This is a genomic window from Pseudomonas sp. CAM1A (genome assembly GCF_047501685.1).
In the GTDB taxonomy this organism is placed as follows: domain Bacteria; phylum Pseudomonadota; class Gammaproteobacteria; order Pseudomonadales; family Pseudomonadaceae; genus Aquipseudomonas.
In genome coordinates this window covers 23985-37335 of record NZ_JBFNXP010000003.1, presented here as the reverse complement: position 1 = coordinate 37335, position 13351 = coordinate 23985, and the positions used below count along the sequence as shown (strand labels likewise).

General features: G+C 67.1%; 8 protein-coding genes. 6 read left to right on the top strand and 2 right to left on the bottom strand.

Annotated elements, in window-relative coordinates:
• Window positions 1–30: 30 nt before the first annotated feature.
• The 4 genes from ABZO33_RS08555 (at window position 31) to ABZO33_RS08540 (ending at window position 3912) form a co-directional block, all read left to right on the top strand.
• On the top strand, window positions 31–1326 hold the full coding sequence (locus ABZO33_RS08555; protein WP_414535709.1) for an NCS2 family permease: 1296 nt from the start codon (window positions 31–33) through the stop codon (window positions 1324–1326).
• On the top strand, window positions 1323–2408 hold the full coding sequence (gene trmA / locus ABZO33_RS08550; RefSeq protein WP_414535708.1) for a tRNA (uridine(54)-C5)-methyltransferase TrmA: 1086 nt from the start codon (window positions 1323–1325) through the stop codon (window positions 2406–2408). Before ABZO33_RS08555 ends, trmA begins: the two co-directional genes overlap by 4 nt.
• 58 nt (window positions 2409–2466) lie before the next feature.
• Window positions 2467–3372, top strand: a complete 906-nt coding sequence (locus ABZO33_RS08545; RefSeq protein ID WP_414535707.1) for a LysR family transcriptional regulator — start codon at window positions 2467–2469, stop codon at window positions 3370–3372.
• Window positions 3373–3474: 102 nt separating this feature from the next.
• On the top strand, window positions 3475–3912 hold the full coding sequence (locus ABZO33_RS08540; RefSeq protein ID WP_414535706.1) for a cupin domain-containing protein: 438 nt from the start codon (window positions 3475–3477) through the stop codon (window positions 3910–3912).
• Between the two features lie 15 nt (window positions 3913–3927).
• On the opposite strand, the gene pbpC is transcribed toward ABZO33_RS08540, so the two are convergent.
• On the bottom strand, window positions 3928–6276 hold the full coding sequence (gene pbpC, locus ABZO33_RS08535) for a peptidoglycan glycosyltransferase PbpC (protein WP_414535705.1): 2349 nt from the start codon (window positions 6274–6276) through the stop codon (window positions 3928–3930).
• A gap of 68 nt (window positions 6277–6344) precedes the next feature.
• Between pbpC and ABZO33_RS08530 the strand changes: the two genes are divergently transcribed.
• On the top strand, window positions 6345–6638 hold the full coding sequence (locus ABZO33_RS08530; protein WP_217852491.1) for a hypothetical protein: 294 nt from the start codon (window positions 6345–6347) through the stop codon (window positions 6636–6638).
• Between the two features lie 124 nt (window positions 6639–6762).
• On the opposite strand, the gene ABZO33_RS08525 is transcribed toward ABZO33_RS08530, so the two are convergent.
• Window positions 6763–11667, bottom strand: a complete 4905-nt coding sequence (locus ABZO33_RS08525; RefSeq protein ID WP_414535704.1) for an alpha-2-macroglobulin — start codon at window positions 11665–11667, stop codon at window positions 6763–6765.
• Window positions 11668–11886: 219 nt separating this feature from the next.
• Between ABZO33_RS08525 and ABZO33_RS08520 the strand changes: the two genes are divergently transcribed.
• Window positions 11887–13224, top strand: a complete 1338-nt coding sequence (locus tag ABZO33_RS08520; protein WP_414535703.1) for an MATE family efflux transporter — start codon at window positions 11887–11889, stop codon at window positions 13222–13224.
• Window positions 13225–13351 lie beyond the last annotated feature (127 nt).

Below are 13351 nucleotides of genomic sequence, written 5' to 3'. Positions count from 1 at the left end.
TCACGGCGCGAGGGCGCCCGGGGAGCAGGCATGCTGGAAAGGCTGTTTCAACTAAAAGCACACGACACCAATGTGCGCACCGAGATTCTCGCGGGCGTCACCACCTTCCTGGCCATGGCCTACATCCTGTTCGTCAACCCGAGCATCCTCGGCGAGACCGGCATGGACAAGGGCGCACTGTTCGTCGCCACCTGCCTGGCCGCGGCCATCGGCTCGGTGACCATGGGCATCATCGCCAACTACCCGATCGCCCTGGCGCCGGGCATGGGCCTGAACGCCTTCTTCACCTACACCGTGGTCCTGCACATGGGCCACACCTGGCAGGTGGCGCTGGGCGCGGTATTCATCTCCGCCGTGCTGTTCTTCCTGCTGTCGATCTTCCGCATCCGCGAGTGGATCGTGAACAGCATCCCGCTGCCGCTGCGCTCGGCCATTGCCGCCGGTATCGGCCTGTTCCTGGCACTGATCGCCCTGCATAACGCCGGCATCGTCGTCGATAACCCGGCCACCCTGGTGGGCCTGGGCGACCTCAGCAAGCCGGCGCCGATCCTCGCCATCCTGGGCTTCTTCCTGATTGTCGCCCTTGAGTCGCTGAAGGTCCGCGGCGCGGTGCTGATCGGCATCCTGGCGGTGACCGTGGCCTCGATCGCGATGGGCGTCACGCCGTTCAATGGCGTGGTCTCGATGCCGCCGTCGCTGGCCCCGACCTTCCTGCAACTGGACATCGCCGGTGCCCTCGACGTCGGCCTGATCAGCGTGATCTTCGCCTTCCTGTTCGTCGACCTGTTCGACAACTCCGGCACCCTGATCGGCGTGGCCAAGCGCGCCGGCCTGATGGGCAAGGACGGCCACATGCCGAAGATGGGTCGCGCCCTGATCGCCGACAGTACTGCCGCCATGGCCGGCTCGCTGCTGGGCACTTCGACCACTACCAGCTACATCGAATCGGCAGCGGGCGTGAGCGCCGGTGGCCGCACCGGCCTGACCGCCATCGTGGTCGCCATCCTGTTCCTGCTGGCGCTGTTCTTCGCCCCGCTGGCCGGCAGCGTACCGGCCTTCGCCACCGCACCGGCGCTGCTGTTCGTCGCCGTGTTGATGGCCTCGGGCCTGGCCGAGATCAACTGGGATGACGTCACCGAAGCCGCACCGGTGGTGGTGACCGCCCTGGCCATGCCGCTGACCTATTCGATCGCCAACGGCATCGCCTTCGGCTTCATCGCCTGGACTGCCATCAAACTGATCTCCGGTCGTCACCGCGACCTGAACCCGGCGCTGGTGATCCTGTCGATCCTGTTCGTCATCAAGCTGGGCTGGTTCCCCGCATGAGTGCTGTCCTGGATCCTTCTCAATACGACGCGCAACTGGCGGCCAAGGCCGTCCGCCTGCGCGAGCTGCTGGCACCGTTCAGCGCGCCGGAGCCGGCGGTGTTCGACTCGCCACGCGGGCACTATCGCCTGCGCGCCGAGTTCCGCCTGTGGCGCGAAGGCGGCCAGCGTCACTATGCGATGTTCGCCCCGGGCGAAAAGCACAAGGCCATCCTGATCGACGACTTCCCGATCGCCAGCGAGCGCATCAATGAACTGATGCCACGCCTGAAGGCCGCCTGGCAGGGCAGCGAGGAATTGAACAATCGTCTATTCCAGGTCGAGTTCCTCACCACCCTGGCCGGTGATGCGATGATCACCCTGTGCTACCACCGCCCGCTGGACGAAGCCTGGGAAGCCGCCGCGCAGCAACTGGCCCGCGACCTGAACGTCAGCGTGATCGGCCGCTCCAAGGGCAAGCGCGTGGTGATCGGCCGTGACTACGCCGTGGAAAAACTCGACATCGCCGGGCGCACCTTCAGCTATCGCCAACCCGAAGGCGCCTTCACCCAGCCCAACGGCGCGGTGAACCAGAAGATGCTCGGCTGGGCCTTCGAGGCCATGGGCGAGCGCCAGGACGACCTGCTCGAGTTGTATTGCGGCAACGGCAACTTCACCTTGCCGCTGGCCACTCGCGCGCGCCAGGTGCTGGCCACCGAGATCAGCAAGACCTCGGTCAACGCTGCCCTGCACAACCTCGACGAGAATGGCGTGGACAACGTGCGCCTGGTGCGCCTGTCAGCCGAGGAACTGACCCAAGCGCTGAACGAGGTCCGCCCGTTCCGCCGCCTGGAAGGCATCGACCTCAAGGCCTACGACTTCGGCACCGTGTTCGTCGACCCGCCGCGCGCCGGCATGGACCCGGACACCTGCGAGCTGACCCGGCGCTTCGAGCGCATCCTGTACATCTCGTGCAACCCGGAAACCCTGGCGCAGAACATCGCCCAGCTGCACGATACCCACCGTATCGAACGCTGCGCGCTGTTCGACCAGTTCCCCTACACCCACCACATGGAAAGCGGGGTGCTGCTGGTTCGGCGCTGACCCGCGACGACGCGGGGCCGCCACGGCCCCGCCGTTCGCTGCAAGGAGTGATGTGCCATTGGACCAGTTGAGCGCCATGCAGACCTTCCGCCGGGTCGTCGACCTCGGCAGCTTCAGCGCCGCCGCCCAGCAGGCGGGCGTTTCCCACACCGTGCTGTCGCGCCAGGTGAAGCACCTCGAACGCCATCTCGGCACGCAACTGCTCAACCGCACCACCCGTCGCCTGCAAGTGACCGAAGCCGGCGCGCTGTTCTATCGCCACTGCTCGCGGATTCTCGAGCAGATGCAGGCCATGAACCTTGAACTGTCCGAGCATCAACAACAGCCCAGCGGCACGCTGCGCCTGGGTGTGGCCACTGCTTTTGGCGAGCTGGAGCTCGGACACTGGCTACCCGATTTCGTCGGACGTCACGAGCGATTGCAGGTTGAACTGCATTGCAGCGACCGCTTCATAGACTTGCTGGAAGAAGACATCGATGTCTGCCTGAGGGTCACCGACCACCTGCCCGACTCCAGCCTGGTGGCCCGCAGGCTGGCGGACAGCGAGGTGCTGCTGGTGGCCGCCCCCGGCTATCTGGAGCGACACGGCACGCCGACAACGCCCGACGCCCTGGCTGCTCACCCGCTGCTCGGCTACAGCCGCTTGCCGCATCCACAGCGCCTGCAACTGACCGGCCCCGCCGGCGAGCGCCGTGAGTTGCTGATGCCCCAGCGCCTGAGCGCCAATTCGCCGATGGCCCTGCGCGCGGCAGCAATCGGCGGGTTGGGGATCGCCAGCTTCGACCGCTTCATCGCCCACGATGCCTTGCGCGACGGGCGCCTGGTGCCGGTGCTGGCGGACTGGTCGATACCCTCGCGCACCCTGTACGCGGTCTACCCGCAAAGCCGCTACGTGGCCCCCAAGGTACGGGCACTGCTCGACTACGTGCAGGCGTACTACGCAGCGCCGCGATGGCGGTATTGATTTGTGCTTAAAACGCACAAGACATGGCATTTTGAAGGTGTATTTGTGCGTAGCTTGATTGGTTAACCTTCGCCCATTGTCACTTGGCGAAGGAGCCTCCCCATGAAAGCACTGCACACGATGTTCGCCGGCCTCACCCTGGCCGCGATTGCCACTACCGCCAGCGCCGCTGGCGACAACCTGAGCTCGGTCCCTGACAGCGCCGCACTGAAATGGCAGCAGGTGCCCGGCACCCAAGGCGCGGTGAGCTACGCCAATGTCGAAGGCGATCTGTTCGGCAAGGGGCCGTACTCGGCCTACGTGAAGTTCCGCAAAGGCACCGACAATGGCCTGCACACCCACAGCCAGACCCTGCCGACCGTGGTGCTGAGCGGAACCTTCTACGCGGTGATCGATGGCAAGCGGGTGGAGTATCCGGCAGGCGCCTACTACAAACTGCCCGCCAACCTGGTGCATGAAAGCGGCTGCACCGCGGCGGCGGATTGCCTGCTGTTCCAGTACCAGGCCGGTGCCTTCGACCTGAACCCGGTCAAAGGCTGAGCCTGGGCAACGGGCTCACTCGCTGACCTGGAACTCCACCCGCGCCGTTTCGCCGCTTTCATCCAAAGCACTCAACTCGATACGCCCGGCCTGCTCGAAACTTACCTGCAGGCTGTCCTGCCCTTGGGTCTCGCCCAAGGGCTGGCCATTGAGGAACCACCAGCGCCGCCCCGCCCCACCCAATGCCGACACCCGCACCTGCAGCGGCTCATGGCTGGTGGCCGGGCGGCGCAGGCTGTCGCCGGCCCGCACCCCGACGATCGACAGCGGTGGCGCGCTGGCCGCCATCTGCGGTGGGCAGGCGGGGTCAACCGCCGGCAGCCGCGTTGCCCGGCGTTCAACGGTGGGCAACCACGGCTCGAGCGGGGCCGGCCACAGCGCGACGTCATGGGCCTTGGCACCGGCACAGGAGGCATCGACACGCAAGCCGCGCTCGTTGAGCCACACCGTTTCGCGCAACCCCAGCCCCAGCGGCTGGTCGGCAGCCTGCAAGGTCGGTGGCGTGGTGGCGTCGAGGGTCCAGGCGAAACGTTGCCGACGGCAGTTCGGGTCCTGGCGGTTCATCGGCTGGCCCAGCGGCCAACAGATTGCCGCCACGCCGACCGAATCGGGCACTGCCTCGACCGGCACTTCGATGCCGCGTTGGCTGTCGCGATTGCTCAGCAGGTCATGCACCTGCAGCATCAATGGCGCCGCCGAGGCCAGGCCGAACTGGCCCGGCACCGGGGTGCCGTCGGGGCGGCCGATCCACACGCCGATCAGGTAGCGCGGGCCGACGCCCACCGACCAGGCATCGCGAAAGCCGTAGCTGGTGCCGGTCTTCCAGGCCAATTGCGGACGCTGCACCAGCTCGGCATGAGGGTCACGGTCCGGCCGGGCCAGGCCGCTGAGAATGCGCCGGGTGATCCAGGCCGAACCCGGCGATAGCAAGCGGCGCTCCACCAACGGGTCCTGCGGTTGCAGGCGCACCTGTGCGCTCAAGCCGCCGCGGGCGAGCGCGGCATAGCCACCGACCAGGTCATCCAGCCGGCTGCCTGCGCCACCGAGGATCAGCGACAGGTTCGGCTCGGCCAGCGGCGGCAGCACCAGCGGCATCCCGCCCATGCGCATCTGCGCGGCGAAGCGTTTCGGGCCGTAGGCCTCGAGCAGTTGCACCGCCGGCAGGTTGAGCGACAGCGCCAGCGCCGAGCTGGCCGACACCGGGCCGCTGAAACCCATGGAGAAGTTGCCGGGGCGGTAATCGCCATAGCGTCGTGGCACATCCTGCAACAGCGACTCGGAGTGGATCAGGCCGTCGTCCATGGCCATGGCGTAGAGGAACGGCTTGAGGGTCGAACCGGGTGAACGCAAGGCGTGGATCATGTCCACGTGACCGAAGCGGCGCTCATCGTTCAAGTCGATGGAGCCGAGATACGCGCGCACGGCCATGCTCTGCGTCTCGACCACCAACAACGCCGCCGAGGTGCGCTCGGGCAGGCGGGCACGCCAGCCCAGCAGCAGGTCTTCGAGGCGCCGCTGCAAGGCTGCGTCGAGGGTGGTGCGGATCAGCGGCGGGCTGTTCGGGGTATTCAGACGCCGGGCCAGCAGCGGCGCCAGCGCCGGCTCCTGGCGTGGCGCCAGCAACAGCGGCTCCTCACGGGCCTCGGCGATGCGCTGGGCCGGCCACACCTGGTACTCGGCCAGGCGCTGCAGCACCTTGTCCCGGGCGCGTTGGGCGCGCTCAGGGTGGCGGTCCGGGCGCAAGCGGCTCGGCGCCTGGGGCAGCACGGCGAGCAACGCGGCTTCGGCCGGAGTCAGGTGTTTCGGCGACTTGCCCAGGTACGCCCAACTGGCCGCTGCCACACCCTGCAAGGTGCCGCCGAACGGCGCCCGGTTGAGGTACAGCTGCAAGATCTCGTCCTTGGACAGGTGCCACTCCAGCTGCGCCGTGCGCCACAGCTGGCGCAGCTTGCCGGACAAGGTGCGGTCGTGCGGGTCGAGCAGGCGCGCCACTTGCATCGACAGGGTGCTGCCGCCAGACACCACCCGCCCGCCACGCAGGTTGAGCCAGGCGGCACGGGCCAGGGCCATGGGGTTCACCCCAGGGTGGTGGTAGAACCAGCGGTCCTCGTAGGCCAGCAGGGCTTCAAGGTACAACGGCGAGACTTCCTGCGGGCTGACCGGATAGCGCCATACGCCGTCGGCGTCGGCGAAGCGCCACAACGGTGTGCCGTCCTCGGCCAGCACCACCCGCGCCAGGTCGTCGCCCGGCATGGGCAATGGCCAGATCCGGTCGGCCAGCCACAGCAGGGCGATGCCCAGCAGCACGCTGACGGCGACACGCCGCAGCAGCTTGAACAGGCGTGGGCGCGCTAAGCTTGGCATCGGGAACCGACCGGGCCAGGAGATGGCCAAAGGCTGGGTATCCTTGATTCGTTCATCAGGAAGCGACTATGCATGTAGAAGGTTTTTTCGGATGGCTGGGCCAGGCGCTGGGCGAGATGATCCGTTTCATCGTCGATGGCCTGAGCGGGTTGTTCAACCTGCTGGCCAACGCCGGTGGCAATTTCATCGATGGCCTGGCGCGCACACTGGGGATGGACACCTCGCTGGTGAGCATCCTGGCGCTTATCGTCGGCCTGATGTTGCTGTACTCGGCGGTCCGCGCATTCATGCGAGCGTCGATCATCCTCGGGATCATCTGGGCATTGCTGGGCTTGTGGGTGTTGAGCTGGGTGGTGCATTGAAGGCTTTGCACTTTCCCGTAGGAGCGGGCTAGCCCCGCGATAGCGTCAGACCAGGCAGCGGTGCGGCCCGTACTGACGCTATCGCGGGGCAAGCCCGCTCCCACGATTCATCTCCTGTGCGGCTTCAGCGGGCGCGGACCACCATATCGCCCTGGCTATCACCAATCGCCTGCAGGTTGGGCCGGTACATCGACTCCACCTGCGGTGGCGGAATGCGGTAGCTGCCCGGCGTCACCGCACGGGCCAGGTACAGCAGGTGGGTGGTGCCGTAGCTGTCGAGCTTGAGCGCGGCCACATAGCGGTCGTCGCGGTACTCCTGGTGCACCACGCTGGCGTTCTGCATCGACTCGCGCCATTGCTTCACTGCGCTGCTGGCGTTGTCCAGGCTGGCAGCGCTCTGCGCCAGGTTCTGGTTCTCCAGCTCCAGGCCTGCCGGCAGCAGGTCCACCACCAGGGCGTCAGGCACCTGGTCCTGGGCCTTGAGCGCCAGGTGCACCAGCACCAGGTCACCGCTGCGCAGGTTGCGCACATCCAGCGTCTGGCCATTCATGCCCAGGTACTCGCGGCGGATTTCCATGCCATTGCCGCTGGCGGCCGGAGCCTGGCGCGGGTAGCCGGACAGCGTCAGTTGCTGGTACAGAGTGTCGCCGCCCTGGTTCTGCACGGTCAGGGGCGATGCCAGCAGCGGGCCTTCGAGCTTCATGCCCGAGTCGTTGTTGTCGAACTCGCGGACTTCACCGGCGCTGTCCAGCCGGGCCTTCCAGTTGCCTTCCGGTTTACCCAGCAGGCCACGGCCGGCAAGGAACAGCGCGTTGCGCTCCTGGGTGGACAGCCAACGGTTGGCGGCCAGCTCGTCGGACAGCCCGAACAAGCGCTGGTCGACCTGGTTACCCGCCAGGTTGTTCTCCTGCAGCAGGGCCAGGATCAACGCCTGGTCACGCAGGGCGCTGCCGTAGTCGGCCAGCCAGCCTTTGCCGCGGGTAACAGCGAGGCCCGCCTGCAGTGCCTGTTGCGAGCGCTGCTTGTCGCCCATCTTGTCCAGCGCCACTGCCAGTTGCACCAGCGGCAGACCGGAGCGGGCGTCGGCGCGACGCTCGAACAGGCTGCGCAGGGCTCCCAGCGGCGCCTGTTGGCTGCGCGCCAGCACCAGGCCAGCGTAGGCCTGCACGGCGAAGCGGGTGTGGTCGGCGTTCTGGCTGTAGTCGACTTCGATCAGGTTGCGCTCCTGCACATAGCGCAGCAGGCGCTCGCTGGCCTTCTTCAGCGCCTCGGCCGGTACGCCGTAGCCTTGCTCGCGCGCGCGCAGCAGGAAGTCGGTGACGTAGGCGGTCAGCCAGTATTCCTCCTCGCTGTCCGAGCTCCACAGGCCGAAGCTGCCGTTGTAGCGCTGCATGCCCAGCAGGTGCTCGATGCCCATCTCGATCTTGCGCTTGCGCACATCGACCGGCTCACCCTTGATGCCCAGGCGCTTGAGGCTGTCGGCATCGGCATACAGCGACGGGTACAGGCCACTGGTGGTTTGCTCCAGGCAGCCGTAGGGGTAGGCTTCCAGGGCACGGATCTGCTCGGCAAGGTTCAGCGGTGGGCGGCTCGACAACGCCAGGCTGGCCTCCAGGCCCGCAGGCTCGAACTCGGCCAGGTCATTGTCCGGCAGGCTCCAGGGCTGGTCCTTGAGGGCCACGCGGTAGTGCTTGAGCATCGCCGGGTAGGCCGGGCGGATACCCAGGGTCCATTCACGCTCGAAGGTACTGGCAGGCTCACCCGGCAGCTGCAGGCCGTTGACCTGCACACGGACTTTGCCCTGACCCAGACCGCCTTGGGCCTGCACCGGGATCATCAGCGTGGTGCGCTGGCCTTCGGCGAGGGTGAAGTTCTGCTGCGCGCCACCGACCAGGTTCAGTTGACCTTCGCTGGACACCTGCACACTCAGTTGCTGGTCGCGGCCGGACAGGTTGGCCAGGTCCAGCGCCAGGCGGGTCTGATCGCCACCGGCGAGGAAGCGCGGCGAGGACAGCTCGGCGATCAGTGGCGCGGCGACCACGGTCTTGCCTTCGGCCATGCCGAAGTGTTCCTCGGTCCAGGCCTGGGCCATCAGGCGCAGCTCACCGTTGAAATCGGGAATATCGACGCTGGCCTGGCCCTCGCCCTTCTCGTCGAGTGTGACCGGCAGGCTCTGCTGGGCAACGATGGTCACCGTGGTGTTCGGGCGCTTGCCGCCCTTGGCCATGGCGGCGTCACCGCCGAAGGCCAGGCTGGCCAGCCGGCCCTGGCCGGCTTCGATCAACTGGCCATAGATGTCCAGCTGGTCGGCGCCATAGGCCTTGCGGCCGAACAGGCTGGCGAACGGATCGGGGGTCTTGAAGTCGGTGATGTTGAGGATGCCCACATCCACCGCCGACAACAACACATGCACCTGCTTCGGTACGCTGCCATCGGCATTGACCGCCTTGAACTTCACGGTCAGCGGTTGCTTGGGCCGCATTTTCTCCGGCGCCTGCAGCGACACGGCCAGCTTGCGCTCGGCGCGGTCCAGCGGCAGGTGCAGCACGCCCACGGCACGCTTCGGCGTGGCGTTGGCCTTGCGCTCACCCGGGCGGATCACCAGGGCGCTGATGTACAGGTCGTGGCGCGCCCACTTCTTGTCCAGTTCGACATCGAAGGTCTTGCCCTCGGCCGGCACTTCGATCTCCTGCCACCACAGCGGGCCGTCGGCGGACTCGATCATCAGGTAGCCGCTGCCGGCGGCCGGCGGGGTGACGGTGACCTTGGCGGTGCCGCCTTCTTTGTAGGCAGGTTTGTCCAGGGCGATCTTCACCTGGTCGGGGCGCACGGCGCCGCCCTCGGCGTTGTCCTGGGCGCGGTAGCCGGCCCAGAAGCGGGCGCTGGAAACCAGGCCGGTCTGCGGGTCTTCCACCTCGACGCGGTACGGGCCCCACTCCACCTGGAAGTTCAGCTTGGCGGTGGAACCGGCCTTCACGCTGACGGTTTCTTCAGCTTGGGTTAGGAATTTCTCGTTGTAGTTGTAGCTCCAGCCATCGCTCTGCGAGTAGTTCCAGTAGTAGTCGCGGCGCTCGCGGATCAGCCGTACCTTCAGGTTGTCGGCAGCCAGCTTCTTGCCATCGCGATCGGCCACCAGGAACTCGAACTCCACCGGGCCGTCACCGTCGGTTTCTTCGCCGTCGAACAGGCCGCGCAGGCCCGGCAAACGGTCGGCAGGCCAGATCGGCTGCTCCAGACGCCGGGTGATCGGCCGACCACCGGACTCCTGCAGGCTGGCCTGCACGGTCAGTTGCAGCGGCGAGCGGGCTTCGGCCCAACGGCTTTCGATGGCGATACGGGCCTTGCCGTTCTGGTCGAGGGTGACTTCGTCCAGTTCCAGGTCCTGGTTCAGCTCGGTCTCGGTGACCGCGCCGAACTGGTAGCCCGGCAGCGCCTTCACCGCTTCACGCAGCGGGCGCACGTAGGCCTGGCCACTGAGGCGGTTGCCGGCAGCCGGCGCACCATAGAGATAGCGACCATTGACCTGGATGGTGGCGGTTTCGTCCGGCGCCAGCGGCGCGGCACTGCCTTTGAGCTCCAGCGCCAGGCGCTCGGGGAGGAAGTCCTCGACCAGGAATTCGTAGACCTGCTTGCGGCCACCGCCCATGTCGAGCAGCAACTGCCAGCGGCCGGTCGGGGCCTCGGTCGCCAGTTGCAGTTGGTACTGGAACAGGCCGTTCTGGTCGGCCTCCCAGACGAACTTGCGGCTGACCTGCTCATCGGGGCGGCGTACTTCCACGTTCACTGGCTGGGCCTTGACCGGCTTGCCGTCCTGGTCGCGCAGCAGGCCGTTGAGCAGCACGGTCTCGCCCGGACGATAAAGGTCGCGTGGGCCAAAGATGAAGAACTGCAGCGGGTTGGCCTGGGGGCCGGTGATGTCGAACTCGGCCAGGTCCAGGGCGGCGGTGTTCAGGCGCAGCAGGGTGGTGTGCACACCCTGGGTGGCGATCAGCGTATCGGCCTTGGCGGTGATCGGCAGCTGCCCATGGCCGTCGCTGTCGGTCTTGGCCTGGGCCAGCAGCTTGCCCTTGTCGTCGTGCAGCTCGAGGGTGACGTCCTTGAGCGCCTTGCCGCCCTCAAGGGCCTGGGTGAACACGTCCAGGCGATCGCGATAGCGGTGCGCCGAGACGCCGATGTCACTCAGGGTGAACAGGGTCGCCGGCTGCGAGTAGTCGTAGGTGCCCGAGGCACGCATCACCGCCAGGTACACGCCTGGCTCCTGCAGCGGCTTGATCCCGGCGATTGGCAGCAGCACGGTTTCGCGGGTATTGCGCGCAGGGTTGAGGTCGAAGCGGCCGCTGTAGACCAGCTCGGCCATCTCCAGGGTTTCCTTGGACTGGTAGTAGTACAGGCTGCTGTTGCGCCCCCAGTTGACCAGGAAACTCGAGAGCATGTCCGGCTTGATGCGGAAGAACTCGACATCGACCTTGTCGACGTTCAGGGCGATCACCGGCAGGCCTTCGGCCAAACGCGTGGGCAGCAGTGAACCGCGGCTGGCGAAGCCCACCGTGGCCTGCATGTCACGGGTCTCGAAGCGGCTGACCGATTCGGCCTGCAGCTGGTTGCCGTTGACCGAGAGCAGGCCCTTGTCGATGGTCAGGACCATCTTGCGCTGCGGCTCGAGGTGGCGCAGGCGCAGTTCCATCTGGTTGTCGGAGAGTTCCCAGGCGCCGTCGACCTTGCCCTTGACGGTATCGACCAGGTGCAGCTTGGCGGCGAAGTCCTGGTTGGCGTCCAGTGGCGCGGAGACGCTGACCGACAGGGTGCTGGCGCCGTCGAGCTGCACTTCCGAGACGTCCAGCACGGTCAGCTCGCGGCCGGCATAGCGCTTGGCGAGCACTGCCGGATCTTCGCGCTTGGCCGTCCGGGTCTCGACGGGCGCGACGGCAGCGGCGTCAGCGGCAGTCGCCGATGGCTTGTCCGGGGTGGAAGAATCACAGGCACTGAGCAGGGCCAGCGCGCAGGCCAGCAACAATCCTTTGTTGAGCATTTGAGAGAGAACTCTTCGGCAGCGTGTACGTGAGGGGGGCAACTATAGCGCAACGGCTCGAGGCTTTCCTGGCGATGCGCGGCAAGTGAGACCGTGTTCGCGCCAATAGGTTGCCGGGCCGGTACAATCCGTTCGGCAATCGCGGGGCAAGCCCGCTCCCACGCTTTGTGGGAGCGGGCTTGCCCCGCGATTGCCCTATTGCATCCCGCTGGAGCCCGCATGTCTTCATTGTCCACCGCCTGGCACAACCGCCCCACCCACCACAAGGTCTGGGCCCTGGCCGCGCCGATGATCCTGTCCAACATCTCGGTGCCGCTGGTGGCGCTGGTCGACAGCACGGTGATCGGCCACCTGCCGCATGCCCACCAGTTGGGCGCGGTGGCCGTCGGTGCCACGCTGTTCACCTTCATGGTCGGCCTGCTGGGTTTCCTGCGCATGGGCTCCACCGGCTTCGCCGCCCAGGCCGCCGGCCGCGCCGACGGCGCCGCGCTGCGCCAGGTGCTGGTGCAGGGGCTGCTGCTGGCGCTGGCGTTCGCCGTGCTGATCGGCCTGCTGGCCCTGCCCTTCAGCCAACTGGCACTGCAGGCGATGCAGCCCAGCGAGGCGCTGCATGCCTCGACCGAAGCCTTCTTCCACACCCGCCTGCTCGGCCTGCCGGCAGCACTGGCCAGCTATGCCCTGGTCGGCTGGTTCCTCGGCACCCAGAACGCCCGGGCGCCGCTGGCAATCCTGCTGACCACCAACCTGCTCAACATCGCCCTGAACCTGTGGTTCGTGCTTGGCCTGGACTGGGGGGTGGTCGGCTCGGCGCGGGCCTCGGTGATCGCCGAATGGAGCGCCGCCCTGCTCGGCCTGGCCCTCACCCGCCCGGCGCTGCGCGCCTACCCCGGGCATATCGCCTGGGCCGCGCTGAAACGCTGGCAGAGCTGGCGGCCGCTGCTGGCAGTCAACCGCGACATCTTCCTGCGCAGCCTGGCGCTGCAACTGGTGTTCCTGCTGCTCACCGTGCAGGGTGCGCGCCTGGGCGAGGCGACGGTGGCGGCCAATGCCCTGCTGCTCAATGGCCTGATGCTCACCGCCTATGCCCTCGACGGCCTGGCCCATGCGGTCGAGGCCCTGTGCGGCCATGCCATCGGCGCCCGTGACCGCAGTGCCCTGAAGCAGGCACTGGTGGTGGCCTGCGGCTGGTCACTGATCGTCAGCCTGGTGTTCGCCGTGCTGTTTTTGCTGGGCGGGCACCTGTTCATCGACCTGCAGACCGACATCGCCAGTGTGCGCGAGGCCGCGTATCCCTATCTGCCCTATCTGGCGGTGCTGCCGTTGGTAGCCGTGTGGAGCTACCTGCTCGATGGCCTGTTCATCGGCGCGACGCGGGCACGCGAGATGCGCAATGCGATGCTGCTGTCGGTGGCAATTGCGCTGCCCCTGGCGCTCGCCATGCGTGGGTTCGGCAACCATGGGCTGTGGTGGGCGTTCCTCGGCTTCATGGTGCTGCGGGCGGTGACGCTGGGGTGGCTGGGGTGGCGTTTGCAGCAGCGCGACCGCTGGATTCGCTGAGCGCGGCGCCGCTTTGCAGGGCTGCGTCACGAAACCAGGAGAAAGCCCTCACCTGCCCCCCCCCTTGCCTGCGCCCGGCCTGATTCCCCACAATCGCGGCCATGCCGCACCATGACAGGGAATTCGC

Excerpts from the sequence above, each read along its gene's own strand:
- ABZO33_RS08555 (WP_414535709.1), top strand. The coding sequence starts at position 31 with ATGCTGGAAAGGCTGTTTCAACTAAAAGCACACGACACCAATGTGCGC.
- trmA (WP_414535708.1), top strand. The coding sequence starts at position 1,323 with ATGAGTGCTGTCCTGGATCCTTCTCAATACGACGCGCAACTGGCGGCC.
- ABZO33_RS08540 (WP_414535706.1), top strand. The coding sequence starts at position 3,475 with ATGAAAGCACTGCACACGATGTTCGCCGGCCTCACCCTGGCCGCGATT.
- pbpC (WP_414535705.1), bottom strand. The coding sequence starts at position 6,276 with ATGCCAAGCTTAGCGCGCCCACGCCTGTTCAAGCTGCTGCGGCGTGTC.
- ABZO33_RS08530 (WP_217852491.1), top strand. The coding sequence starts at position 6,345 with ATGCATGTAGAAGGTTTTTTCGGATGGCTGGGCCAGGCGCTGGGCGAG.
- ABZO33_RS08525 (WP_414535704.1), bottom strand. The coding sequence starts at position 11,667 with ATGCTCAACAAAGGATTGTTGCTGGCCTGCGCGCTGGCCCTGCTCAGT.
- ABZO33_RS08520 (WP_414535703.1), top strand. The coding sequence starts at position 11,887 with ATGTCTTCATTGTCCACCGCCTGGCACAACCGCCCCACCCACCACAAG.